Raw genomic sequence first — 24,263 nt, forward strand, 5'->3', positions numbered from 1 at the left:
GCCTGCCGCCGGTCAGGCTCGGCGACTCAGGTCATCAGAAGTTGTGATGCAAGCCGATGCCGATGTAATTGTCGGTGCGCGAAACATTATAGTTGCCTGTATAGACGCCGCCAACGGCCGAGTAGTCGGCAAGTTTTTTATTTGAAATATCAGCGTAGACGTAGGTGCGTTTCGACAGATTGTAGTCATAGCCCAGCGATGCCTGCTTGGTCTTGACCACGCCGTCTGGCGTTTTTTGACCGTAACCGGCGCGGATCTTGCCCGGGCCGACATCGTAGTTCATGCCCAACAGCCATGCCTTGGTATCGGTATTGACGATCTTGAAGTTGCCGTCGTCCTGGTGCTGGTACGACGCCATCAATTTCAGTTCCGGCGCCACGTTGAACGATGCTGCAACCGACCACAGCTTGGCTTGCAGGCCATTGCGCTCGTAGGCGCCCATGGCGGCGAACTGGCCGTAGTTATAGGTGAGCGACATCGAGTAAGGGTTCGATGCTGGCGCGACGTTGCCTGCCACAGCAAAGTTGCCGTTCGGATTGCTGATCGCGTTGCGCACAGTGGCAGCTACGGCAGCGTTGCTGTTCGCTTCCTTGGCCGCCACGGTGGCGTTGAACTGGAAGCCGCTGAACACTGGCGAGTTATAGAACACGGCGTTCGAGAAACGGTTCTGCGAATTGCCTGCCGGGCTCAACGGATCACTGGTATAGCCGGCGACCGTGATATCGGTCTGGAAACCAGCGCGGGTCGGCATGCCGGACCATGGTTCAAACGCGGTGCTCGTTTCCTGGAAAGCGGTCAGGCCACGGCCCAGGCGCACGGTACCGAAATCGCCTTGCAGGCCGACGCGGCTTTGACCCTGGAACAGTGGGCGCGCATTATTTTCCAGTGTGCCGGTGTCGGATTCATAGCGGATTTCCAGTTGGAAAATAGCTTTCAGGCCATTGCCCAGATCTTCCGTGCCCTTGAAGCCCAGCTTGTTGTTGTCGCGCTTGGTGACGGCGGTGGTGGAACCAGTCGTCTTGCCCAGGCCGGCATCGATGGTGCCGTAGATTTGAACCGACGATTGTGCTTGCGCGGTAGCGGCGAAGGCGCCGAACAGTGCGAGGGCAACGAGTGATTTTTTCATGTCTTTTTCCCTAGTTAAAGTAGTTTCCGTCAGAGATCCGAGCAGAGTGAAAGGCGCAGAATGTCGCGTTTCGATGCGTCAACCTTAAGTGTTCGGCGCGGCGCACGTGTGGGATTGGTCAAATGTGGATGAAAAGATTGGTGAAAACCCCAACAAGCAGCTTGTGTTGTTGTATTTCCGTAACGCCAGGTTTTTCCCGCAACGGTCGGTGCGCGCGGTGCTTCCCTCTTGCCGCGCCACCTTGGACGCCGTCCGCTTGCATTGTCAGCAAATAAAGTATTGCGTTTAATCAATTTTCCATTTATCTGTGGCGAATTTCGTCTGTATCGACGTTACACTATGTAACAGTTTGCACGGTATGACAGTGTTTTCGAGCACTTTGAGTGCCGTGACAAACAGGAGACGGCAGATTATTAGAATCATTGACTCACTATAGAGAATCGATGGCAAATCGCGAAATTTTAGGATTGATCAAGGGAGCGCGGGCGGGCGATATTGCTTGCCAGCTGGCGCTGGGACGCGTGTATCTGTTTGGCCATGGCGTGCCGAAAAGCGTGCCGACGGCCTTGCACTGGCTGGCGCGCGCGGCGCAGGAAGGCAGCGAGGAAGCGTGCTTGCTGATCGGCACGCATGTGCCGTTCGAGCTGGCGCAAGCGGCGGCCAAGGCGTTGATCCCTTATTATGAACAGGCGTTTGACGCCGGCCTGGCGCAGGCTGGCCTGGTGCTGGCGCAGCTGGTGCTGGCCGACTGCGCCAACCATGGCGAGGCGGTACGCGCCAAGGCCAGGCTGGGGCTGGAAGCGGCGGCCCGGGCCGGGTTGCCTGACGCGCTCTGGCTGTTGTCGCATCAGGATGGCGCGCGGGACCAGGTGGCGCAGCGCGGCGGCGATGCCTGGCTGGAGCAGGCCTGGCTGTCTGGCGACCAGGCCGGGTTCCTCACGCATGCGATGCCGCTGGCCCGGGAATTGTTACAGCGCCACGCCGCCAACGGCGTGGGCAGTGTCGCCTTGACGCCGCGGCAGGTGCTGCTGTTGTCGCGCTGCGCCCGGGCACTGGCGCCCACCGGCGGCACCGAGAGCTGGCAGTGCTACGAGCTGGCCGCGCATGGCGGCGACCGCGCCGCGCAGCTGGAACTGGGCCTCGGTTATGCGCGCATGGATGCGCATGGCCGCAAGCTGGCCGCGCGCAATGGCGCTGCCAATTTCAAGCGCGCCGTGCGCTGGCTGACACAGGCCGGCGAGCAGGGTCTGGCCGAAGCCTGGTTCGTGCTGTCGCGTATCTATACCAAACCTGAATTTTCCCAGCGTAATGTGGTCGAAGCGCATTGCTGCCTGGAACGTGCTGCCGATCTCGGCCATGGCGCGGCCCAGCTCGAATGCGGCATGCATGCCTGGCGCAACCGCCGCGAAGGCGTCAACAACGACGTGCGCGCTGCCTACTGGCTGCTGCAGGCTCAGGCGCAAGGCAGCGGCGAGGCCGGGGCGGTGCTGGCGAAAATCGCGCCGCGCGCCGAGCCCGGCGACTGGGGCCAGTTTGCCAGGGCCCACAATGCCGCGCTGCAGCGTGAACTCGAGCTGGGCCAGCCCCTGCTGGCAGGAAGGCTGGCGCTGGCGCGCTGTTTTCACCTGACGCGCGCCGAAGCGCTGCTGCTCGATGTGCATGCGGCCGACCAGGGGCATTGCCTGCTGATCGATATCAGCGCCACGCATGGCCGCGGCAAGCGGCGCCTGGTGCTGATCGGTTCGGCGCAGGAACGCCAGGTGCTCGACCAGGTGCTGCGCGCCTTCGAGCGCATCGATTGCGGCCTGGGCGGCCAGGAGGGCAATTACCGGCAACGCCTGTACCGCCTGAAGTGCTATCTGGCGGAACTGGACGCGCCGCAGGAACAGGCGTTCCTGGCCGCTTAAACCTCGGTGGGGATATCGATCTCGCCTTCGAACACGGTGACTGCCGGCCCTGTCATCAGCACCGGCTGGCCCGGTCCCTGCCAGGCGATCGACAGTTCGCCGCCGCGCGCGCTGATGCGCACGGGGGAGTCGAGCAGGCCGCGCAGGATGCCGGCCACGGCGGCGGCGCAGGCGCCGGTGCCGCAGGCCAGGGTTTCGCCGGCGCCCCGCTCATGGACGCGCAGCTTCACGTGATGGCGGTCGACGACCTGCATGTAGCCGGCGTTGACGCGGCGCGGAAAGCGCGCATGGTGTTCGATCAGCGGGCCCGAGAGGCCGAGGTTTTCCGCCTCCACATCGGCCACCACCTGTACCGCGTGCGGGTTGCCCATCGACACCACCGACACCAGCACCGTCGCCGCTTGCCCCGGCAAGGCAAGGTCCAGCGGCCAGACCGTATCGCGGCCCTGGTGCACGCCTTCGATGCCGCTGGCGTCGAACGGCACCAGCGCCGGTTCGAGCACCGGCGCGCCCATGTCAACCGTGATGCTGCCGTCGAGCTCCAGGCGCGGCGCGATCACGCCGGCCATGGTTTCGACGCTGATGCTGCTCTTTTGGGACAGGCCTTTTTCGCTGACGAATTTGACAAAGGCGCGCGCGCCGTTGCCGCACTGCTCGACTTCGCCGCCATCGTTGTTATAGATGCGGTAGCGGAAATCGCAGCCGGGCAGGCGCGCCGCTTCCACCACCAGGATCTGGTCGGCGCCGATGCCGAAACGGCGGTCGGCCAGGCGCTGCCACTGTTGCGGCGTGAAATCGATCTGTTGGCTGATGGCGTCGATGACGATAAAGTCATTGCCGGCGCCGTGCATCTTGGTAAATTTCAGTTTCATGCTGTCTTTGGTTTATTTGGGCTGGTTGTAGAACGAGGCTTGGCCTTGCGGGCGCGTCTTGAAGCGCTTGTGTGTCCAGAAGTACTCGGCCGGCGCTTCGCGCACTCTTTCCTCGATGAATTCGTTCATGCGGCGCGTGGCGGCCGTGACGTCATCGCCCGGATAGTCATCCCAGGCCGGGTAATAGGTGACCTGCCAGCCCTGGTAGTTGGGTAAAAACGTGGCGATCACGGGAATGACCTGGGCGCGCGCCGCCATTGCCAGGCGCGCCGTGGCCGTCAGCGTGGCGGCCGGCACGCCGAAGAACGGCACGAACTCGGCGTCTTTCTCGCCGAAATCCATGTCCGGCAGCATGAAATAGGGCAGGCCGTCGCGCAGCGCGCGCAGTATCGTCTTGATGCCGTCCTGGCGTGTAAACAGGCGCGATGGCTTGAAGCGCGAGCGGCCATTGCGCAGCGCCTGGTCGAACACGGCATTTTTTTGCTGCACGTACATGGACGACGCTTCGATTTCCATCGCTGTGGCGGCGCCGGCCACATCCAGGCAGACAAAATGCGGACACAGCAAAATGGTCGGTTTGTCGGCGATCTGCTGGCCGGGAAACGCCGGCACCTTTTTGATGAGCCGGTTCAGGCGCGCCTCCGAGGCCCACCACAAAATGCTGCGCTCCCACACGCTGCGCGAATAGGCCTGGAAATGCTGGCGCGCCAGGGTGCGGCGCTGCTGTTCCGTCAGTTCCGGCATGCACAGGCGCAAGTTGGTCAGGGCGATTTCGCGCCGCGGCCCCATCACGAGAAACAATATATTGCCGATGCCGGCGCCGAAGCGGCCGAGGACGGGCAGGGGCAGCCAGTGCAGCAGCCACATCAAGCCGAGCAGCACCTTCATGCTTGCGCTCCATCCGCAGCCGCAGCCGCTGGTGTCGGCGGCGGTGCGCCGCGCGGCACCTTGTAGCGGTTGTAGCTCCACAGGTATTGCGCCGGGCTGCGCGCGATCAGTTGCTCCATGGCGGCATTGATGGTGCGCGCCTGTTCGGCCGAGCTGCCGTCGAGCGAGCCGGTAAACGGCACGAAATGCACGCGGTAGCCGCGTCCGCCCGGCAATCGCTCGGCATAGGTGATGATGACTTCGGCGCCGCCCATCTGCGCCAGCTTGGCCGGCAGGGTCATGGTGTAGGCGGGGCGGCCAAAGAACTCGGCCCACACGCCTTCGCCTTCCTGCGGCACCTGGTCGGGCAGCAGGCCGATCGGCTGGCCCTTTTTCAGGCATTTGGCAAAGATGCGCACGCCCGACATATTGGCTGGCGCCAGCATCAGGTTTTCACGCGCGCGCGCGCCTTCGATCAACGGTTTCAGGGCGGCGCGCTTGGGCGGGCGGTACATCACGGTCAGCGCCGTGCGCAGCGCGATCTGCTGGGCGACGATCTCGAAGCAGCCCAGGTGCGGCGTCAGGAAGACGATGCCGCGGCCATGCGCCAGCGCTTGTTCGACCAGCTGCCAGTTTTCCACCGTCGCATGGCGCGCCACGCGCTCGGCTGGCGCACACCAGATAAAGGGCAATTCCAGCACGCTCTTGCCCGCTTCGGCCACGGCCGCATGCAAGTGTTGCGAAAACCCCGCACCTGCCATGTTCTCGCGCATGCGGCGCCGATACGACGGTGAAATGGCATAAATGACCCAGCCCATCGCAGCGCCAAGCGCATGCAGGAAGGGCAGGGGAAAGCGGGACAAAAAGCGGAAGATGGGGACGAGCATGAATGATCTGTTTCTAAAGTATGGCGTGTTGCACTGCCAAAATTTTTTAAGAAGCGTAAAATACCACGTGTAGTATCCGCTGAGTTAATAGACAACTTGCGAAGCGGAATATAAATATCGCTAAAGCGTCGCAGGCAAATCCTCTTTACTGCGACAGAACATTCACCTAGTAAACAGGAGCCTGCATGTCCAACGATTATCTCTTCACCTCCGAATCCGTTTCGGAAGGCCACCCCGACAAGGTTGCCGATCAAATTTCCGACGCCATTCTCGACGCCATCCTGACCGAAGACCCGAACGCCCGCGTGGCCGCCGAAACGCTGTGCAACACCGGCCTGGTGGTACTGGCTGGTGAAATTACTACCCACGCCAATGTGGATTATATTCAAGTTGCGCGCGAGACCATCAAACGCATCGGTTACGACAATACCGAGTACGGCATCGACTACAAGGGTTGCGCCGTCCTGGTGGCCTATGACAAGCAGTCGCCCGACATCGCGCAAGGCGTCGATGAAGGCGCGGGCATCGATCTCGATCAGGGTGCCGGCGACCAGGGCCTGATGTTCGGCTACGCCTGCGATGAAACGGCCGAGCTGATGCCGGCCGCCATCCACTACGCGCACCGCCTGGTCGAGCGCCAGTCGCAGCTGCGCAAGGATGGCCGCCTGCCATGGCTGCGCCCGGATGCTAAATCGCAAGTGACCTTGCGCTATGTCGATGGCCGCCCGGTCGGCGTGCACACGGTGGTGCTGTCGACCCAGCATGCGCCGGAAATGACGCATGCGCAAATCAAGGAAGCGGTAATCGAAGAGATCATCAAGCCGGTCTTGCCACGCGAATGGCTGAACGACACCATCTTCCTCGTCAACCCGACCGGCCGTTTCGTCATCGGCGGCCCGCAAGGCGATTGCGGCCTGACCGGCCGCAAGATCATCGTCGATACCTACGGTGGCGCAGCGCCGCACGGCGGCGGCGCGTTCTCCGGCAAGGACCCGTCCAAGGTCGACCGTTCGGCCGCCTACGCCGCCCGCTACGTGGCGAAAAACATCGTCGCCGCCGGCCTGGCGCGCCAGTGCCAGGTGCAGGTCAGCTACGCCATCGGCGTGGCCAAGCCGATCAACATCACCGTCTACACCGAAGGCACGGGCGTGATTGCCGACACGGAAATCGCCAAGCTGGTGCTGGCGCACTTCGATCTGCGTCCGAAAGGCATCGTGCAGATGCTGGACCTGTTGCGTCCGATCTACCAGAAGAGCGCCGCCTACGGCCACTTCGGCCGCGAAGAGCCGGAATTCACCTGGGAGCGCACCGACAAGGTCGCCCTGCTGCGCGATGCGGCCGGCCTGAAGTAATCTTGCCAGCCTGATCAACGAGCGCCCCGGCCGCAAGGCTGCGGGCGCTTTTTTCATGGTGCGCTGGACCTTGAAAGCTGGCAAACATGGCGAATTTGATTGGCGCGCCGGCCTTGACAATGTTAAAATCCGGCGTCCGAGGAGCGTTGCGACGAAGAAATTCGCCAGGCTCGGAATATCCTGCAACTGCGCTCACGTACCTTTTTCACAACTGAAAGGAGGGCGTGATGAACGCCGTACTCAAATCGCAACACGACTACACCATCGCCGATATCACCTTGGCCGCATGGGGCAACAAAGAAATCAAGATTGCTGAAACGGAAATGCCTGGCCTGATGGCCATCCGCGAAGAATTTGCGCAAGCGCAACCGTTGAAAGGCGCGCGCATTACCGGTTCCATCCACATGACCATCCAGACCGCCGTGCTGATCCAGACGCTGGAAGCACTGGGTGCGCAAGTGCGCTGGGCTTCGTGCAACATCTATTCCACGCAAGACCATGCCGCCGCCGCCATCGCCGCCGCCGGCACGCCGGTGTTCGCCGTCAAGGGCGAGTCGCTGGACGACTACTGGGAATACACGCACCGCATCTTCGAGTGGCCTTCGGTTGACGGCAAGGCGGTCTACTCGAACATGATCCTCGACGATGGCGGCGACGCCACCTTGCTGCTGCACCTGGGCGTGCGTGCCGAAAGCGACCTGTCGGTGCTGGCCAAGCCGACTTCGGACGAAGAAGTGTGCCTGTACAACTCGATCAAGCAGCGCCTGCTGGTCGATCCACACTGGTACTCGAAGCGCCTGCCGGAAATCCTCGGCGTGACCGAAGAAACCACCACCGGCGTGCACCGCCTGTACCAGATGCACAAGGAAGGCAAGCTGGCTTTCCCTGCCATCAACGTCAACGATTCCGTCACGAAGTCGAAATTCGACAACCTGTATGGCTGCCGCGAATCGCTGGTCGACGGCATCAAGCGCGCCACCGACGTGATGATCGCCGGCAAAGTTGCCGTGATCGCCGGTTATGGTGACGTCGGCAAGGGTTCGGCCCAGGCCATGCGCGCGCTGTCGGCGCAAGTGTGGGTGACGGAAGTCGATCCGATCTGCGCGCTGCAGGCGGCAATGGAAGGCTACCGCGTGGTGACCATGGATTACGCTTGCGAACATGGCGACATTTTTGTCACCTGCACCGGCAACTACCATATCCTGACGCACGATCACCTGACGCGCATGAAAGACCAGGCCATCGTCTGCAACATTGGTCACTTCGACAATGAAATCGACGTTGCCTCGCTCAAGCAATATGAGTGGGAAAATATCAAGCCGCAAGTCGACCATATCATCTTCCCGTCGGGCCGCCGCATCATCCTGCTGGCCGAAGGCCGCCTGGTCAACCTCGGTTGCGGTACCGGTCACCCGTCGTACGTGATGAGCTCGTCGTTTGCCAACCAGACGATCGCCCAGATCGAACTGTACGCCAACACGGCCAGCTACCCGGTCGGCGTGTATACGCTGCCGAAACACCTCGATGAAAAAGTTGCGCGCCTGCAACTCAAAAAGTTGAATGCGCAGCTGACCGAACTGACCCAGGAGCAAGCCGACTACATCGGCGTGCGCCAAGAGGGTCCATACAAGCCGGAACATTATCGTTATTAATCGATAGGCGGGCTGTACATCACCCTCCCGGGGCCGGCGCCTGGCGCCGGCCTGACTCTTCTTTTTGACAGGCCAGAGAAATGCGCTTGCTCCTGATTTGGTTGATCAACGCGGCAGCCCTGTTTGCCGTTCCCTACCTGATGCACTCGGTCAGCATGAGCAGCGGCTGGACCGCGCTGCTTGCGGCCGCCTTGCTGGGGCTGGTCAACGCCCTGATCCGTCCCTTGCTGGTCCTGCTGACCCTGCCCGTGACGTTCCTGTCGCTGGGCTTGTTTATCCTGATCATCAACGGCTTCCTGTTCTGGCTGGTCGCGCAGATGGTTGCAGGCTTTCATGTCGCCAGTTTTTGGTCGGCCGTGGGTGGCGCCATTCTGTACAGCATCATTTCCTGGGCCTTGTCGACCTTACTTTTGAGTAAAAGCGATGGCAACCCATAACTTCAGTATTGAGTTTTTCCCGCCGAAAACCCCGGAAGGGGCGGAAAAGCTGCGCGCCACGCGCGCCAGGCTGTCCGAATTGCAGCCGAAGTATTTTTCGGTGACCTTCGGCGCTGGCGGCACCACGCAGCAGGGCACGCTCGACACCGTGCGCGAGATCCTGGCGGCCGGCGAACAAGCCGCACCGCACCTGTCGTGCGTCGGCGGTTCGCGCGCGTCGATCCGTGCCGTGCTGGGCGAATTCCAGGCCGCTGGCGTCAATCGTATTGTTGCCCTGCGCGGCGACTTGCCGAGTGGCTATGGCGCCTCGGGCGAGTTCCGTTACGCCAGCGAACTGGTGGAATTCATCCGCGCCGAGACGGGCGACCATTTCCATATCGAAGTGGCGGCCTACCCGGAAGTGCATCCGCAGGCGCGTTCGCCGCAAGACGACCTGCAAGCGTTTGCGCGCAAGGTGCAGGCCGGCGCCGATGCGGCCATTACCCAGTACTTCTACAATGCCGACGCGTATTTCCAGTTTGTCGAGCAGGCCCAGAAGATCGGCATCAACGTGCCCATCGTGGCCGGCATCATGCCGATCACGAACTATACGCAGCTGATGCGCTTTTCCGATATGTGCGGCGCGGAAATTCCACGCTGGGTACGCCTGAAGCTGGCCAGCTTTGGCGACGACAGCGCTTCCATCAAGGCCTTTGGCCTGGACGTGGTCACCAGCTTGTGCGAACGCCTGCTCGAAGGCGGCGCACCGGGCCTGCATTTCTACAGCATGAACCAGGCGGCGCCCACCACCGCCTTGTGGCAGCGGCTGGTCAAGTAGTCCGGTTCTGATTTTTTCAGAGCAAATCGCCCTCGGTCATGATGTGATCGAGGGCGATGTCGTATGGGCCGCTGGCAAAGTATGCTTGCAGGCAGCCATAGGCGACGCCCACAGTGCGCGGGCGCGGCGCATGTTCCAAAGTGCGGTCGTAGTAACCGCCGCCATAGCCGAGCCGGTAGCGTTCGGCATTGAAACCGAGGCAGGGCACCAGCAGCACCGGCGGCGGCGGCAGCAGACGCAACTGGGCGGGCACGGCCACGCCCATGCCATCCTTGACCATGGGTTCCCCTGGCACCCAGCTGGCAAACGCCAGCGGCGCCTGTTTTTCCAGCACCACCGGCAGGGCCAGCGCCACGCCGCGCGCGGCCAGCGCCGCATAGGCGGCCTGCAGGTCCGGTTCGCCATGCAGGGGCCAGTAGACGGCCAGCGCAGTAATATGTTCATTTGCACAGCAGTCCAGCAGGCGCTGCGCAATGGCCGCGTCCCACTGCGCGCGGGTGGCGTCTGGCAGGGCGCGCCGGGTGGCCAGCAGGGCTTTGCGCAGGCTGGCCTTTTCCTGTAGAGCAATGGCTGGCGAGCTAGCCGGATCGCATGTTATTCTAGGGTCGCTATTCATATCACCATCAAGTCACTATTGAGAGTCGTACATTGATTTCCCCACTGAAATGGATTGCCGGTACGATGCTGTGTGTTGCATCCGCCTTCTCCCCCTTGGCAGCTTTTGCCCAGGCCGCCACCCAAATCAACCCGGCCGCACCCGATACGCGCAGCGAAGATGACGCTTTCCTGCTGCTGCGCGACGCTGCGCGCAAGGATGATATCGAGAAGGTCGACTTTTATGCCAGCCGCCTTACCGATTACCAGGTGCCGTCCTATGTCGACTATTATCGGCTCAAACCGCGCATCCGGCAGCTGACGGAAGCACAATTTCGCGATTACCTGGCGCGCTACAAGGGCAGCGCGATTGCCGACCGCTTCCGCAACGACTGGCTGCTGGAGCTGGGCCGCCAGCGCAACTGGGTGATTTTCGATGAACAATATCCGCAATTCGCGCTCGACGACGATACCCAGTTGAAATGCTATGCCTTGATGTCGCGCGTGGCCAAGGGCCAGAAAGTGGCGGACGAGGCGCGCAACCTGCTGGTATCGCCGCCCGGCTATGGCGAAGCGTGCGGCAGCCTGATCACGGCGCTGGCGCAAAGCGGCCAGTTCGACAGCAATGACTTGTGGGCGCAGATCCGCCTGGCCGGCCAGAGCAACGCTACCGGCCCGGCGCGCCGCGTCGCGCTGCTGCTGGGCGCGTCGGACGCGAAGATGGCGCAGGCGATCGACCTGCCGGCGCTGGTGCTGGCCAAGGGGCCGGGCGCGGGCCGCGCCGACCATGAAATGTACCTGGTGGCGGTCGGTCGCATGGCGCGCAGTACCTTGAAACTGGGCGTGGCGGCGCTGCAAAAGAACCTGTCCCAACTGACGGCCCAGGAACAGGCGATCGGCTGGTCCAACGTGGCCTTGCAGGCCTCGTATTCCTTGTCGCCTGACGCGTTTGACTACTGGCAAAAGTCGAATGGCGCACCGTTGACCCTGGAGCAAATGCAATGGAAGACGCGCATAGCCCTGCGTGAAGGCAACTGGCCGCTGGTGAAATCGACCATCGAGACCATGCCGGCCTCGCTGCGCCAGGACCCGACCTGGGTCTACTGGCTGGCGCGCGCGCTGCAGGCCGAAACGCCGGGCCGTGCCAACGCCCAGGCCACCGCCTTGTACCGCAGCATCAATGAGCAGTCGAATTTTTACGGCTTGCTGGCCAACGAAGAGCTGGGCAACCATCTGGTCCTGCCGCCGCCGGGCCAGCCGGTCAGTCCGGCGGAAATCGCCGCCATGGCCGCCAATCCCGGCTTGCAGCGGGCATTGAAATTTTTCAACATGCGCTTGCGCTTCGAAGGCACGCGCGAATGGAACTGGGAATTGCGCTCGATGACGGATCGCCAGCACCTGGCGGCCGCCGAATTTGCGCGCCAGAACAATGTGCTCGACCGCATGGTCAACACCTCGGACCGCACGCGCCTGGAGGTGGACTACACGCAGCGCTACCCGACGCCGCATGATGACGTGATGCATCCGGCCACCAAGAGCCTGGGACTGGACAAGGCCTGGGTGTATGGCCTGATCCGCCAGGAATCGCGCTTTATCATGGATGCGCAGTCGCATGTGGGCGCCTCCGGCCTGATGCAGGTAATGCCGTCGACCGCGCGCTATGTCGCCAAGAAGATCGGTTTGACCGATTTCGTCACCGAAACCCTGAGCGATGTGCGCACCAACGTCATGCTGGGCACCAACTACCTGAACATGGTATTGGGGGGACTGGACGGCTCGCAAGTGCTGGCCAGCGCCGCCTATAACGCCGGTCCGGGCCGGCTGCGTACCTGGCGCGCCACCATGACGCGCCCGCTGGAAGGGGCTGTGTTTGCGGAAATCATCCCCTTTACGGAAACGCGCACCTATGTGAAAAACGTGATGTCCAACGCCACGTATTATGCGGCCCTGTTCGAGAAAAGCCCACAGTCGCTCAAAGCGCGGCTGGGCACGGTCGGGCCGAAGAACAGCGCGATTGCCGCAGATTTGCCATAACCTTTTAGACTGATAGCCGATCATGCAAACCACCGTCCTCGATCCCAGCCTCACGCAAGCCCTGGCCAGCGCCCGCGAGCCAGGCCTGACCCTTATCATCGGCAACAAGAATTATTCGTCGTGGTCGATGCGCCCGTGGGTGGCGCTGACCGCCTTCGGCATTGCGTTCCAGGAAGTGCGCGTGCTGCTCGACCAGAAAGATACGTCGAGCAAGATCGCCGAATATTCGGCCTGCGGCCGGGTGCCGGTGCTGCTGGCCGGCGAGATCACCGTCTGGGACAGCCTGGCCATTTGCGAATACCTGGCCGAACAGTTCCCGGATAAACATCTGTGGCCGCAGGATGTCGCCGCGCGCGCCATGGCGCGTTGCATCTGCGCCGAAATGCATTCGGGCTTTAGCGACTTGCGCAACGATATGTCCATGCATATCAAGGCGCATCTGCCGGGCCGGGGCCGCACGCCGGGCGCCCAGGCCGATATCGGCCGCATCAGCGAAATCTGGGAAGAGTGTTTGTCGCGCTTTGGCCACCACCAGTTCCTGTTTGGCGAGTTCTCGATTGCCGACGCGTATTTCGCGCCCGTCGTCATGCGTTTTCGTACCTATGGCGTATCGCTGGCGCCGGCCCTGAACGCCTATTGCGAGCGCGTGCAGGCGCACCCGGCCGTGGCGCGCTGGATCACCGAAGCGCTGGCCGAGACGGAAGTGGCGGCCAGACACGATGCCGAATTGCCGGATTAATCGCGACCGTGCCTGAGATGAAGATTTATACGGTCGGCGGCGCCGTGCGCGACGCCTTGCTGGGCTTGCCGGTCAAGGACCATGACCATGTGGTGGTGGGCGCCACGCCGGACGACATGCTGCGCAAGGGGTACCGGCCGGTCGGCAAGGATTTCCCGGTCTTCCTGCACCCGATCACGCAGGAAGAATATGCGCTGGCCCGCACCGAGCGCAAGACCGCGCCCGGCTACCGGGGTTTCGTGTTCCATGCGGCGCCCGACGTCACGCTGGAAGACGACCTGGTGCGGCGCGACCTGACCATCAACGCGATTGCCCGCGACGAGGACGGCCAGCTCACCGATCCGTTTGGCGGCGTCGACGATATCAATGACAAGGTGTTTCGGCACGTGTCCGAGGCCTTTGGCGAAGACCCCGTGCGCGTGCTGCGCCTGGCCCGCTTTGCGGCCCGCTTTGGCGATTTTACGGTGGCGCCCGCCACCATGGAATTGATGCGCACGATGGTGAAAAACGGCGAAGTCGACGCTCTGGTGGCCGAGCGCGTCTGGCAGGAAGTGGCCAAGGGCCTGATGGAAGCGCAGCCGTCGCGCATGCTGGCGGTGTTGCAGGACTGCGGCGCGCTGGCGCGCATCCTGCCCGAACTCATCATCAATGATCGCCTGTTGCAGGTGATCGACCGGGCCGCTGCCGACGCGCTGGCGCTGTGCGTGCGCTTTGCGGTGCTGATGCTGGCCGTGCCCGTCGCACAGATCAATGCGCTGGGCGAGCGCCTGCGCGTGCCCAACGACTGCCGCGAACTGGCCGTGATGACCGCGCGCGAACAAAGTGTGATCAATAATGCGCTGACCTTGCCGGCCGAAGAGCTGGTGCGCTTGTGCGAGCGCTGCGACGGCCTGCGCAAGCCGCAGCGCTTTGTGCAGATGCTGCAGGCGGTCGCATGTGACGGTTTTGGAAAGGGTTCCTTCCCCCAGGCGGTTCACTTGCAGGTTGTATTGGATGCTGCGCGCTCCGTGAATGCTGGTGAGGTAGCCGGCAAATTTGCCCATCAGCCAAGCGAGATTCCACGGGCCGTCCATCAGGCACGTGTGATCGCTGTCCAGCGCGTCTGTTCCAGGGATTTTTAAGCGCCTGGCCAAGTATGGATGATCGCTGAAATATACTTGGGGTGTATTAATCCAAATGGTTGTCAGGATATTTTTAGAGGAAGATGTTTTAAATAAAAATCCTAATGAGTGTTTGGTTTTTATCTTGTACATTGCATTTCTCTAAGCTATCCTAAGTAGTATTAGGATAATGAGGTGTGGCATGCGCATAAAGATCGGTAGGCCCATCGAGCTAGGCTCATTGATACGGGCGAACAGGAAAACACAAAAAATGCGTCAGGATGACGCCGCTGGTGCGATTGGTGTTTCCGATGTCTTCCTGATGCGCCTTGAAAATGGAGCGCCCGGCGCCCGGCTGGACAAGGTATTGCAGGTACTAAAAGGCATGGGGATCACTTTATACGCGGATGTGCCTGACGAGGTTGGACGCACCTATGCGGATCTGCTCAGCAAAAAAGATGAGTAGTCCAGTGCGCATCAGATCTTCGCAGCAAGAACGTACCTTATTGGCCAGCATCAATGGCCTGGCCGTTGGCCGGCTCATGGACGTAGAAGGTGTCTGGTCGTTTATCTACGATCCGGCCTGGCTCGACAATGCAGCCGCTTTTCCCCTGAGCGCAGCTCTTTCCCTGAGGCAAGAAGCACATACGGATACCAGCTCCATGCGTCCCGTGCAGTGGTACTTCGACAATTTGCTCCCGGAAGAAAATGCCCGTGGTTTGCTGGCTCGCGATGCCAATATCGATATCAGTGATGCCTTCTCATTACTCACCTACTATGGCGCCGAATCGGCGGGCTCCCTGACGCTCGGCAGTGCTGCTGACCCCGAGTTTGGTGGCGAGCGCGAAGAAAGGCCTTTGCCCGATACCGAGCTACAACGTCGGATAGACAATTTACCAGGCATATCGTTAGTGGCAGAGGCGCCAAAACGCATGTCGATGGCCGGTGCGCAGCATAAGCTTGCGGTGATCTATCGGCCCCCTGCTTTGTTCGAACCGGTGGCTGCCACGCCTTCGACACATATCCTGAAGCCCAACCATGGCGATACCGACTACCGCGACAGCGTGATGAACGAATTATTCGCGATGCGCCTTGCGCGCAGCGTGGGACTGGATGTGCCGGAAGTGTGGCGTCACTATGTTCCGGCGCCGGTCTACCTGATCGCTCGCTTTGACCGCCAGGCGCAGCAAGGCGTTGAGCGCCTGCATGCGATCGACGCTTGCCAGCTGCTCAACCTGGATCGGCAATACAAATATAGAGCAGCCAGCATGGAGAGCCTGAGGCAACTGGCCGATGCTTGCAGCGTGCCGGCGGCCACGCGTCTGCGGCTTTACAACTGGTTTGTCTTCAATCTGTTAGTGGGTAACAATGATGCTCACTTGAAAAATCTGTCTTTCCTAGTGGACCATGCAGGTATGCGTCTTGCACCGCACTATGACATGTTATCGACGGCGGTATATAGCACCAAGGCAATGGGCAAGGACGCGTGGCCGAACCTCCCCTTGTCCTGGCCATTCCAGGATCTGGAGCGATTCGATCAGCTGAGCCGTGCCGCAGTCATTGCCGCTGGTGAAGAGCTGGGCCTGGCCCAGCCAACGGCGCAGCGCCTGCTCGATGTGCAATTGAAGAGCGTACCCAAAGCAGCGCAAGCGGTACTGCATGAAATCGAAGAGGAGAATCACCGTCTGCTCCAGGTGCAACCTGGACTGGCGGCTGTCTTTGGCAGCGAGATGCGGACGGCGCGTAACATTGTCGGCGTGATTATCAAGGACATGGAAATCAAACTTTCCGTACAATAAGGAGGTGAAGTCTGTTTCTCGTGTTCGCCAGGAGTTGATAGTGTCCCGCCCCGATCTGTTCAAAAATACCTTGCGACGCCTGTTTGGCTCAGGCAGGGCGAACGATACGCGTCCTGCGGTGCTGGTCAAGCAGCTGCACGAACGCGACCGGCGCCGGATGATGAAGCATTTTTTATCTCTGGAAAAAAGTGACCGCCTGCTGCGTTTCGGCAGCGCCTTGCCCGATGAGCTGGTGGCGCAATACGTGCAGAAGATGGACTTCTCGCGCGACATGGTCTACGGCGTCTACAGCCGTAGTTTCAAGCTGGTCGGCGTGGGGCACCTGGCGTTTGCGCCGAAAGACCTGTCGCCGGCCAGGAGCGTGGCGACGAGCAAGGAGCAGGTGGCCGAGTTCGGCGTGTCGGTGTCGCCATCGATGCGCGGCAGGGGCGTGGGTTCGAAGCTGTTCGAGCGCGCGGCGATCCATTGCCGCAACAACGATGTCGATACCCTGTATATGCACTGCCTGTCGTCCAACAAGACGATGATGCATATCGCCAAGAAGGCGGGCATGGAAATCCAGCGCGAATATGGCGAAGCGGACGCTTATCTGAAACTGTTGCCGCCGAACCCGAGCAGCATGCTGCAGGAAGCGGTGCAGGAACAGTTTGCCATGTTCGACTATACGTTCAAGGCCAATGCGCGCGCCGCCTCCAAGCTGTGGGACCGCTTGCCAGGACGCAAGAAGCCCTGGCCGCCCTCACAATAAGGGCAGGGCGGTGGTGTCCTTGATGCGCTGCAAGGCAAAGCTCGATTTCACGTCCAGCACGGCCGGATGGCGCAGCAGGGTCGCCATCATGAAGCGCGAGAAATGCTCCATGTCTTCCACATGTACGCGCAGCAAATAATCCATTTCGCCCGTCATCGCGTAGCAGGCCACCACTTCCGGCCATTGCGCCACCGCCACCGCAAAGTCGGCGCGTGGCGAGGTGGTCGTCACCAGGCTGGGCGCCAAGTTGGGTGCCAATACGCGCGCCGTGCTGTGGGCATGGGCGGTAGCGTCGCTGTGCTTTTCCAGCCGCACATTCACATAAGCCAATAGGCCCAGGCCGATTTTTTCCGGGTCCAGCAGGGCCACGTACTGGCGGATCACGCCCGCTTCCTCCAGCCGTTTCACTCTGCGCAAGCACGGCGACGGCGACAGGCTGACCTGTTCGGCCACGTCCTGGTTCGACAGCCGGCCGTCGGCCTGCAGCACCGAGAGGATCTTGCGGTCGGTTTTATCCAGCGTAATTTTGTTCATGCTTTCCTCCGGTGGGCCATCCTGACGCAATATTATTGCGCAAATCATGATTGTTCGGGAGATCTTTGGCATTTAATGCCGGTCACCCCCGCCTATACTGTGCCCTACTTCTAGGAGGAGACATCATGCAATTTCAACCTTGGGATAACCCGATGGGTACCGATGGTTTCGAGTTCGTCGAGTATGCGGCACCAGACCCAAAAGCATTGGGCGAGCTGTTCGAGAACATGGGTTTTACCGCCATCGCGCGCCACCGGCACAAGGATGTGACGCTGTATCGCCAGGGCGACATCAACTTCATCATCAACGCCGAGCAGGACTCGTTTGCCCAGCGATTTGCCCGCCATCACGGCCCGTCCGTGTGTGCGATCGCCATCCGCGTCGACGACGCGGCCTTCGTCTATCGCCGCGCGCTGGAGCTGGGCGCCTGGGGGTTTGACAACAGGACCGGTCCGATGGAACTGAACATTCCCGCGATCAAGGGTGTTGGCGATTCGCTGCTGTACTTTGTCGACCGCTGGCGCGGCAAGGGTTCCGACAAGGAAGGTGCGCCGGCGCCGGGCGGCATCGGCGACATCAGCATCTACGACGTCGACTTCGTCGCCATTCCCGGCGCGGTGGCCAGGCCGGTCGGCCATGGCCTGACCTATATCGACCACCTGACGCACAATGTGCACCGTGGCCGCATGAAGGAATGGGCCGGTTTTTATGAAAACCTGTTCAACTTCCGCGAAGTGCGCTACTTCGATATCGAAGGCAAGCACACCGGTCTCAAGTCGAAAGCCATGACTTCGCCCTGCGGCAAGATCCGCATTCCGATCAACGAATCGTCGGACGACAAGTCGCAGATCGCCGAGTACCTCGACCAGTATCACGGCGAAGGCATCCAGCATATCGCGCTGGGCACCGACAATATCTATGCTTCCGTGCAAGGCTTGCGCGACACCGGCATCGATTTCCAGGACACCATCGAAACCTACTATGAGCTGGTCAACCGCCGCCTGCCGAACCACGGCGAGCAGCTCGAAGAACTGCGCCGCCTGCGTATTTTGATCGATGGCCACAGCACCGAAACGGAACGCGAACTGCTGCTGCAGATCTTTACGCAGACGGTGATCGGCCCGATCTTCTTCGAGATCATCGAGCGCAAGGGCGACCAGGGTTTCGGCGAAGGCAACTTCCGCGCGCTGTTCGAATCGATCGAGCTGGACCAGATCAAGCGCGGCGTGTTGACGGCGTCATCCGACATTCCCGCATAAAAAAGCACTAAAAAAGTACCAGCGCAGGAGTGCAGTGCAGCAAAAGAACTGCGCGCATTCCTGTGGTAGTCTACGACAAACAAGTCATTTTTCCGCACCGTCGCGCTTACAAGGCATGGCGGTACGTGTGAGTTCAACCGACTTTGCACGCGTAGCACAGAGAATAATGGAGACAAGTAATGAATGCACCAGTCAAGGGCTCGAATCTTGAGCCGGGCGCGCACGCGTCCGAGATTTCCCTGAACGACAAATACACGCTGCAGCGCGGCCGCGCCTTCATGACCGGCACCCAGGCGCTGATCCGCCTGCCGATGATGCAGCGCGAACGTGACCTGAAAGCCGGCCTCAATACGGCCGGCTATATCACCGGCTACCGCGGCTCGCCCGTCACCTCGGTCGACATGACGGCCGTGAAAGCCAGGAAATACCTCGACGAACACCATGTCAAATTCCACCCCGGCCTGAACGAAGACCTGGCGGCCACGGCCGTGTGGGGCACGCAGCAGACCAATCTGTTTGAAGACGCCAAATACGACGGCGTGTTCGGCATGTGGTACGGCAAGGGTCCCGGCGTGGACCGCTGCGGCGACGTCTTCAAGCACGCCAACAATGCCGGTTCGGCGAAACATGGCGGCGTGCTGGTGCTCGCTGGCGACGACCATGCGGCCAAGTCCTCGTCCACCGCGCACCAGTCCGACCATATTCTGAACGCCTGCGGCATTCCCGTGCTGTACCCGTCGTCGGTGCAGGAATATATCGATTACGGCCTGCATGCCTGGGCCATGAGCCGCTACACCGGCCTGTGGGTATCCATGAAATGCGTGACCGACATTATCGAGTCGGGCGCCGCCGTCGATTTCGATCCGGATCGCGTGCAGATCGTGCTGCCGACCGACTTCGAGCTGCCGGCCGGTGGCCTGAACATCCGCTGGCCAGACACCGTGCTGGATCAGGAAGTACGGATGAACAGCTACAAATGGTATGCCGCGCTGGCCTATGCGCGCGCCAACAAGCTCAATAAAATCATCTGGGACAGCCCGAAAGCGCGTATCGGCATCATCACCGCCGGCAAGTCCTACCTCGACACGCGCCAGGCGCTGGCCGACCTCGGCATCGACGAGCAGACCGCGTCCGATATCGGCATTCGCCTGTACAAGATCGGCATGACCTGGCCGCTGGAAGCGGACGGCGTGCATGAGTTTGCCAAAGGCCTGGACGAGATCCTGGTGGTGGAAGAAAAACGCCAGATCCTCGAATATGCGCTCAAGGAAGAGCTGTACAACCTGAAGGATGGCGCGCGTCCGCGCGTGGTCGGCAAGTTCGACGACACGGGCGAATGGAGCAACCAGAAGGGCACGGGCCACGGCGACTGGCTGCTGCCGGCCACCTATGAACTTAATCCCGCCATGATCGCGCGCGCGATTGCCAGCCGCATTTCGCGCTACTACGCCGACCATCCGGTCGAGCAGCGCGTCAAGCAACGCATCGCCTATCTGGAAGCGAAAGAAAACGTCCTGAAAGCCATCAGCGCCAAGCCCGATCCGCAGAAGGACCGCACGCCGTTCTTCTGCTCGGGCTGCCCTCACAACAGTTCGACCAAGGTGCCCGAAGGCTCGCGCGCGCTGGCCGGCATTGGCTGCCACTACATGGTGCTGTGGATGGACCGCGAGACGTCGACGTTTACCCATATGGGCGCCGAAGGCGTGACGTGGGTTGGCCAGGCGCCGTTCACCAATGAAAAGCACGTGTTTACCAACCTCGGTGACGGCACGTATTTCCACTCCGGCATCCTGGCGATCCGCGCGGCCGTGTCGGCCAAGGTGAACATCACCTACAAGATTCTGTTCAACGACGCGGTGGCCATGACGGGCGGCCAGGAATTCGACGGTCCGCTCTCGCCGGCCATCATTTCGCGCCAGATCGCCGCCGAAGGCGTGGGCCCGATCATCGTCGTCACCGACGAGCCTGAAAAATACCCGTCCGACTACGCCTGGGCCGAGGGCGTCACCGTGCGCCACCGTTCCGAGCTGATGGATGTGCAGCGCGAACTGCGCGACATGCCCGGCGTGTCGGCCATGATCTATGACCAGACCTGCGCCTCGGAAAAACGCCGCCGCCGCAAACGCAATGAGTACCCGGACCCGGCCAAGCGCGCCGTGATCAACGAAGCCGTCTGCGAAGGCTGCGGCGACTGTTCCGTGCAATCGAACTGCCTGTCGGTGGAACCGCTGGAAACCGAGCTGGGCCGCAAGCGCCAGATCAACCAGTCGTCCTGCAACAAGGATTTTTCGTGCACCACGGGCTTTTGCCCGAGCTTTGTCACGGTCGAAGGCGGCGGGCTGAAAAAGCCGAAAAAGGCGGCTGCCGCCGACCAGGGCGGCCCGGAAGTGCCGGCCTTGCCGACGCCGACGATACCGTCGACGGCTGAGCCGTTCGGTATCCTGGTGACCGGCATCGGTGGCACCGGCGTGGTCACCGTCGGCCAGATCCTGGCGATGGCGGCCCACGTCGAAGGCAAGGGCTGTTCCGTGCTCGACATGAGCGGCCTGGCGCAAAAAGGCGGCCCGGTGATGTCGCACGTGCGCCTGGCGGACCGGCAGGAAGATATCCATTCGACCCGCGTCGGCACCGGTGCGGCTGACCTGGTGATCGGTTGCGACCTGATCGTCACGGCCAGCCGCGACGCCCTGTCGCGCATGGGCGAGGGCCGCAGCTGGGCCATGATCAACTCGACCAGCTCGTCGACGGCGGCGTTCGTGAAAAACCCGGACTGGCAGTTCCCGGGCGCTTCCGCGCGCATGGAAATTGAAAAAGCCTGCGGCAAGGACCATGTGGACTTTATCGACGCGGGCCAGATCGCCACGGCATTGATGGGCGACTCGATCGCCACCAATATGTTCATGCTCGGCTACGCCTGGCAAAAGGGTAAAGTGCCTTTGAGTGAGGCGGCGATCATGAAGGCGATCGACCTGAACAACGTGTCGGTCGCCTTCAACAAGGCGGCCTTCAACTGGGGCCGCGCAGGCGCCCACGATACGCCCAGCCTGCAGCGCATGACGGCGCCGGCCAAGGTGGTGGAATTGAAGCGCATCGACACGCTCGACGACCTCATCGACAAGCGCGTGGCCTTGCTGACGGCGTACCAGGACCGCGCCTATGCGCAGCAATACCTGGACTTCGTCGGCCAGGTGCGCGCCGCCGAGACTGCCCTGAACGGCCCGCAGCTGCGCCTGACGGAAGCGGTGGCCCGTTATTTCTACAAGCTGATGGCCTACAAGGATGAGTATGAAGTGGCGCGGCTGTACACGGACGGCGCGTTCCAGGCCAAGATCGCCGCCATGTTCGAAGGCGACATCAAGCTCAAGTTCCACCTGGCGCCGCCGATCATGGCGAAAACCGATGCCCAGGGCCACCTGGTGAAAAAGGAGTTCGGCCCGTGGATGATGAAAGCATTCGGCTTGCTGGCGAAAATGAAAGGCTTGCGCGGTAGCGCTTTCGATATCTTCGGCTACACGGCCGAGCGCAAGATGGAGCGCGCGCTGATCGACGACTACCGCCGCACGGTGGGCAGCCTGCTGCCGAAACTGACCACGGCGAAATTGTCGCAGGCGGTGGCCATCGCCAGCATTCCGGAAGATATCCGCGGCTATGGCCATGTCAAGGAGCGCCACTTGACGGCGGCCAAAGAGAAGGAAGCGAGCCTGCTGATCGCTTTTAACTCCCAGGTACCCGTGCCTGCTGGCGCGCCGTTGGCGCCTGCGCTGCCGGCCACGGTGGCGTGATGATATCGTGACCTTATGAATGGCGCCTGCGGGCGCCATTTTTACATGTTTATTTCAGTATTGTAATAATCAACTGTTGTTGTAAAGGCTTATAATCTTCAAATAGTTTCTCTGTGGAAAATAACTGTGAAAACCTTGCGCGATGTATCCCTGCTGGCTGCTCCCTTGTTGGTATTGCTCAGTGCCTGTGGCGGAGGGGGCGGCGGCAGTCAGTCCGTCAGCGACACGTCCACGCCGCCAGTGGCCACCACGCCGACGCCGGACACGGGTGTCACGCCGACCATTGTTGCCTCGAACACCGTGCAAAACCTGTGCGAAAAACCGCGCAGCGGCAATGCCACCGACCGCCAGGGCACCTTGCTCAATGAGCTGACGTGGGTGCGCAGCTGGATCGATGAAAGCTATCTCTGGTACAAGGAGGTGCCGAGCACCTACCTGCCGCAGAACTTCAGCACGCCGATTGCCTATTTCAATGTGCTCAAGACCACGGCCGTGACCGCGTCGGGCAAGCCCAGGGACCAGTTTCATTTCACTTATACGACGGCCGAATGGGAGGCCTCGCTCAAGGGCGTCGAGCTCGGTTACGGCATGCTGCTGGCCCTGACCCAGACCACGCCGCCACGCAAGGCGGTGATCACGATCGTCGAGCCGGGTTCGCCGGCGGCGCTGGCCGGCCTGCAGCGTGGCGATGTGCTGCAAACCGTCGATGGCGTCGATTTCGTCAACGCGGCCGGCAAGGCCAGCGTCGACACCATCAATGCCGCTTTGTTTCCGGCCGCGCAAGGCACGCATACGGCGGGCTTCCTGCGCAACGGCGCGAGCATCAACGCGACGTTGCAGGCTATCGAAGTCAATACCAGCGCCGTGCAGAACGAGCGCATCATCGACACGCCCACCGGCAAGGTCGGCTACCTGACCTTCAATACGCACAACAATGTGGCCGAGCGCCAGCTGGTCGACACCATGCGCCGCTTCCAGGCGGCCGGCGTCAGCGACCTGGTGCTCGATGTGCGCTACAACGGCGGCGGGCTGCTCGATGTCGCCAGCGAACTGGCCTACATGATCGCCGGCCCGCAAACGACGGCCGGCAAGACCTTCGAGCAGATCATCGCCAACGACAAGACCCGGCGCGAAGCGCCATTGGGTTTCCTTGCGCAAAGCGAAGGCCTGGCCGGCACCAACCCGGTGGCCAAGGGCACGGCCCTGCCTTACCTGGGCCTCAAGCGCGTGACATTGCTGACCACGGGCAATACCTGCTCGGCCAGCGAGTCCATCATCAACGGCTTGCGCGGCGTCGATGTTGAAGTCAATCTGATTGGCGGCACCACCTGCGGCAAGCCCTACGGTTTCTATCCGCAGCCCAACTGCGGCACCACCTATTTTGCGGTGCAGTTCCAGGGCGTCAACGCCAAGGGCTTTGGCGACTATGCCGACGGCATGGCGCCCACCTGCGCCGTGGCCGACGACTACCAGCACGCGCTGGGCGACAGCAACGAAGGCATGCTGGCGGCCGCCCTGCAATACCGCAGCACCGGCCGTTGCGCTTTGCCGACCGGCATGAACCGGCTGCTCAGTACGGTGGAAAGCCCGGAGACGGTCGCTACCCGTTTGCTGCGCCCGCAATACAAGGAAATCGCCATCCGCCGCCAGCCTTGATGACGGCGTGGGCTCGTCGCACGTAACACTATTGGCGAGGTCGGGATAAAAAGCCGGGATTGCTGTATTGCATTCCGGCTTTCTTCTCTCCGTGACTGCTA

General features: G+C 61.5%; 20 protein-coding genes and 1 riboswitch. Of the genes, 14 read left to right on the top strand and 6 right to left on the bottom strand.

Annotated features, from left to right (window positions below; all coding sequences use genetic code 11):
* Nucleotides 1-34 precede the first annotated feature (34 nt).
* Nucleotides 35-1,126 carry a porin gene (locus tag CD932_RS12220; RefSeq protein ID WP_094442885.1) on the bottom strand — a complete coding sequence of 364 codons (1,092 nt, stop codon included), beginning with the start codon at nucleotides 1,124-1,126 and terminating at the stop codon, nucleotides 35-37.
* Nucleotides 1,127-1,569: 443 nt separating this feature from the next.
* On the opposite strand from CD932_RS12220, the gene CD932_RS12225 reads away from it, so the two are divergent.
* Nucleotides 1,570-3,033 carry an SEL1-like repeat protein gene (locus tag CD932_RS12225; RefSeq protein ID WP_094442886.1) on the top strand — a complete coding sequence of 488 codons (1,464 nt, stop codon included), beginning with the start codon at nucleotides 1,570-1,572 and terminating at the stop codon, nucleotides 3,031-3,033.
* On the opposite strand, the gene dapF is transcribed toward CD932_RS12225, so the two are convergent.
* Genes dapF through CD932_RS12240 form a run of 3 tightly spaced genes read right to left on the bottom strand, consistent with a single transcriptional unit; the run spans nucleotide 3,030 to nucleotide 5,659 of the window.
* Entirely contained in the window at nucleotides 3,030-3,905 is an 876-nt protein-coding gene (dapF, locus tag CD932_RS12230) for a diaminopimelate epimerase (protein WP_094442887.1), read from the bottom strand. The two genes, CD932_RS12225 and dapF, sit on opposite strands and share 4 nt — an antisense overlap.
* Before the next feature lie 12 nt (nucleotides 3,906-3,917).
* Nucleotides 3,918-4,793 (bottom strand): lipid A biosynthesis acyltransferase, encoded by an 876-nt coding sequence (locus CD932_RS12235; protein WP_094442888.1) that lies wholly within the window; start codon nucleotides 4,791-4,793, stop codon nucleotides 3,918-3,920.
* Nucleotides 4,790-5,659, bottom strand: coding sequence for a lysophospholipid acyltransferase family protein (locus CD932_RS12240; RefSeq protein ID WP_094442889.1), 870 nt, complete (start codon nucleotides 5,657-5,659; stop codon nucleotides 4,790-4,792). The genes CD932_RS12235 and CD932_RS12240 overlap by 4 nt, the downstream gene beginning before the upstream one ends.
* Nucleotides 5,660-5,844: 185 nt before the next feature.
* On the opposite strand from CD932_RS12240, the gene metK reads away from it, so the two are divergent.
* From metK to metF, 4 genes are all read left to right on the top strand, one after another.
* Entirely contained in the window at nucleotides 5,845-7,011 is a 1,167-nt protein-coding gene (metK, locus tag CD932_RS12245; RefSeq protein WP_094442890.1) for a methionine adenosyltransferase, read from the top strand.
* 133 nt (nucleotides 7,012-7,144) lie between these two features.
* Nucleotides 7,145-7,212, top strand: a riboswitch (S-adenosyl-L-homocysteine riboswitch).
* Nucleotides 7,213-7,238: 26 nt separating this feature from the next.
* Nucleotides 7,239-8,663 (top strand): adenosylhomocysteinase, encoded by a 1,425-nt coding sequence (gene ahcY / locus CD932_RS12250; RefSeq protein WP_094442891.1) that lies wholly within the window; start codon nucleotides 7,239-7,241, stop codon nucleotides 8,661-8,663.
* 80 nt (nucleotides 8,664-8,743) lie between these two features.
* Complete coding sequence (locus CD932_RS12255; RefSeq protein WP_094442892.1) at nucleotides 8,744-9,100, top strand: phage holin family protein; 357 nt, start codon at nucleotides 8,744-8,746, stop codon at nucleotides 9,098-9,100.
* Nucleotides 9,087-9,917, top strand: a complete 831-nt coding sequence (gene metF, locus CD932_RS12260; RefSeq protein ID WP_094442893.1) for a methylenetetrahydrofolate reductase [NAD(P)H] — start codon at nucleotides 9,087-9,089, stop codon at nucleotides 9,915-9,917. Before CD932_RS12255 ends, metF begins: the two co-directional genes overlap by 14 nt.
* A gap of 16 nt (nucleotides 9,918-9,933) precedes the next feature.
* Here metF and CD932_RS12265 read toward each other — a convergent pair whose 3' ends face one another.
* Nucleotides 9,934-10,533, bottom strand: coding sequence for a 5-formyltetrahydrofolate cyclo-ligase (locus tag CD932_RS12265; protein WP_176460939.1), 600 nt, complete (start codon nucleotides 10,531-10,533; stop codon nucleotides 9,934-9,936).
* A gap of 65 nt (nucleotides 10,534-10,598) precedes the next feature.
* Between CD932_RS12265 and CD932_RS12270 the strand changes: the two genes are divergently transcribed.
* From CD932_RS12270 to CD932_RS12295, 6 genes are all read left to right on the top strand, one after another.
* Nucleotides 10,599-12,545: a lytic transglycosylase domain-containing protein gene (locus tag CD932_RS12270; RefSeq protein WP_176460940.1), complete on the top strand. Its 1,947-nt coding sequence runs from the start codon at nucleotides 10,599-10,601 to the stop codon at nucleotides 12,543-12,545.
* Between the two features lie 22 nt (nucleotides 12,546-12,567).
* A complete protein-coding gene (locus CD932_RS12275) occupies nucleotides 12,568-13,284 on the top strand; it encodes a glutathione S-transferase family protein (RefSeq protein ID WP_094442895.1) in 717 nt (238 codons plus the stop codon).
* A 17-nt stretch (nucleotides 13,285-13,301) separates the two neighbouring features.
* A complete protein-coding gene (locus CD932_RS12280) occupies nucleotides 13,302-14,405 on the top strand; it encodes a multifunctional CCA tRNA nucleotidyl transferase/2'3'-cyclic phosphodiesterase/2'nucleotidase/phosphatase (RefSeq protein WP_094442896.1) in 1,104 nt (367 codons plus the stop codon).
* A gap of 250 nt (nucleotides 14,406-14,655) precedes the next feature.
* The gene (locus tag CD932_RS12285) at nucleotides 14,656-14,850 is read left to right on the top strand and encodes a hypothetical protein (RefSeq protein ID WP_254926564.1); all 195 of its coding nucleotides are present in this window, start codon (nucleotides 14,656-14,658) and stop codon (nucleotides 14,848-14,850) included.
* Nucleotides 14,843-16,183 (top strand): HipA domain-containing protein, encoded by a 1,341-nt coding sequence (locus CD932_RS12290; RefSeq protein WP_094442898.1) that lies wholly within the window; start codon nucleotides 14,843-14,845, stop codon nucleotides 16,181-16,183. The genes CD932_RS12285 and CD932_RS12290 overlap by 8 nt, the downstream gene beginning before the upstream one ends.
* Nucleotides 16,184-16,253: 70 nt before the next feature.
* Nucleotides 16,254-16,931 carry a GNAT family N-acetyltransferase gene (locus CD932_RS12295; protein ID WP_254926614.1) on the top strand — a complete coding sequence of 226 codons (678 nt, stop codon included), beginning with the start codon at nucleotides 16,254-16,256 and terminating at the stop codon, nucleotides 16,929-16,931.
* On the opposite strand, the gene CD932_RS12300 is transcribed toward CD932_RS12295, so the two are convergent.
* A complete protein-coding gene (locus CD932_RS12300) occupies nucleotides 16,923-17,465 on the bottom strand; it encodes an Lrp/AsnC family transcriptional regulator (protein ID WP_094442899.1) in 543 nt (180 codons plus the stop codon). The two genes, CD932_RS12295 and CD932_RS12300, sit on opposite strands and share 9 nt — an antisense overlap.
* Nucleotides 17,466-17,590: 125 nt before the next feature.
* Between CD932_RS12300 and hppD the strand changes: the two genes are divergently transcribed.
* The 3 genes from hppD to CD932_RS12315 all read left to right on the top strand — a co-directional run bounded on the left by hppD (nucleotide 17,591) and on the right by CD932_RS12315 (nucleotide 24,162).
* Nucleotides 17,591-18,724, top strand: a complete 1,134-nt coding sequence (gene hppD, locus CD932_RS12305; RefSeq protein ID WP_094442900.1) for a 4-hydroxyphenylpyruvate dioxygenase — start codon at nucleotides 17,591-17,593, stop codon at nucleotides 18,722-18,724.
* Nucleotides 18,725-18,903: 179 nt separating this feature from the next.
* Nucleotides 18,904-22,506 carry an indolepyruvate ferredoxin oxidoreductase family protein gene (locus CD932_RS12310; protein WP_094442901.1) on the top strand — a complete coding sequence of 1,201 codons (3,603 nt, stop codon included), beginning with the start codon at nucleotides 18,904-18,906 and terminating at the stop codon, nucleotides 22,504-22,506.
* A 126-nt stretch (nucleotides 22,507-22,632) separates the two neighbouring features.
* Nucleotides 22,633-24,162: a S41 family peptidase gene (locus CD932_RS12315; RefSeq protein ID WP_094442902.1), complete on the top strand. Its 1,530-nt coding sequence runs from the start codon at nucleotides 22,633-22,635 to the stop codon at nucleotides 24,160-24,162.
* Nucleotides 24,163-24,263: the final 101 nt, after the last annotated feature.

It is taken from the genome of Janthinobacterium sp. PC23-8 (assembly GCF_002250505.1).
In the GTDB taxonomy this organism is placed as follows: domain Bacteria; phylum Pseudomonadota; class Gammaproteobacteria; order Burkholderiales; family Burkholderiaceae_D; genus Janthinobacterium.

Bases quoted from the DNA above. Each gene is read 5' to 3' on its own strand.
- CD932_RS12240 (WP_094442889.1), bottom strand. From the start codon at position 5,659: ATGCTCGTCCCCATCTTCCGCTTTTTGTCCCGCTTTCCCCTGCCCTTC.
- CD932_RS12275 (WP_094442895.1), top strand. From the start codon at position 12,568: ATGCAAACCACCGTCCTCGATCCCAGCCTCACGCAAGCCCTGGCCAGC.
- metF (WP_094442893.1), top strand. From the start codon at position 9,087: ATGGCAACCCATAACTTCAGTATTGAGTTTTTCCCGCCGAAAACCCCG.
- CD932_RS12280 (WP_094442896.1), top strand. From the start codon at position 13,302: ATGAAGATTTATACGGTCGGCGGCGCCGTGCGCGACGCCTTGCTGGGC.
- CD932_RS12300 (WP_094442899.1), bottom strand. From the start codon at position 17,465: ATGAACAAAATTACGCTGGATAAAACCGACCGCAAGATCCTCTCGGTG.
- CD932_RS12220 (WP_094442885.1), bottom strand. From the start codon at position 1,126: ATGAAAAAATCACTCGTTGCCCTCGCACTGTTCGGCGCCTTCGCCGCT.
- CD932_RS12285 (WP_254926564.1), top strand. From the start codon at position 14,656: ATGCGTCAGGATGACGCCGCTGGTGCGATTGGTGTTTCCGATGTCTTC.
- CD932_RS12270 (WP_176460940.1), top strand. From the start codon at position 10,599: ATGCTGTGTGTTGCATCCGCCTTCTCCCCCTTGGCAGCTTTTGCCCAG.
- CD932_RS12265 (WP_176460939.1), bottom strand. From the start codon at position 10,533: ATGAATAGCGACCCTAGAATAACATGCGATCCGGCTAGCTCGCCAGCC.
- dapF (WP_094442887.1), bottom strand. From the start codon at position 3,905: ATGAAACTGAAATTTACCAAGATGCACGGCGCCGGCAATGACTTTATC.
- hppD (WP_094442900.1), top strand. From the start codon at position 17,591: ATGCAATTTCAACCTTGGGATAACCCGATGGGTACCGATGGTTTCGAG.
- CD932_RS12235 (WP_094442888.1), bottom strand. From the start codon at position 4,793: ATGAAGGTGCTGCTCGGCTTGATGTGGCTGCTGCACTGGCTGCCCCTG.
- CD932_RS12290 (WP_094442898.1), top strand. From the start codon at position 14,843: ATGAGTAGTCCAGTGCGCATCAGATCTTCGCAGCAAGAACGTACCTTA.
- CD932_RS12310 (WP_094442901.1), top strand. From the start codon at position 18,904: ATGAATGCACCAGTCAAGGGCTCGAATCTTGAGCCGGGCGCGCACGCG.
- ahcY (WP_094442891.1), top strand. From the start codon at position 7,239: ATGAACGCCGTACTCAAATCGCAACACGACTACACCATCGCCGATATC.
- CD932_RS12255 (WP_094442892.1), top strand. From the start codon at position 8,744: ATGCGCTTGCTCCTGATTTGGTTGATCAACGCGGCAGCCCTGTTTGCC.
- CD932_RS12225 (WP_094442886.1), top strand. From the start codon at position 1,570: ATGGCAAATCGCGAAATTTTAGGATTGATCAAGGGAGCGCGGGCGGGC.
- metK (WP_094442890.1), top strand. From the start codon at position 5,845: ATGTCCAACGATTATCTCTTCACCTCCGAATCCGTTTCGGAAGGCCAC.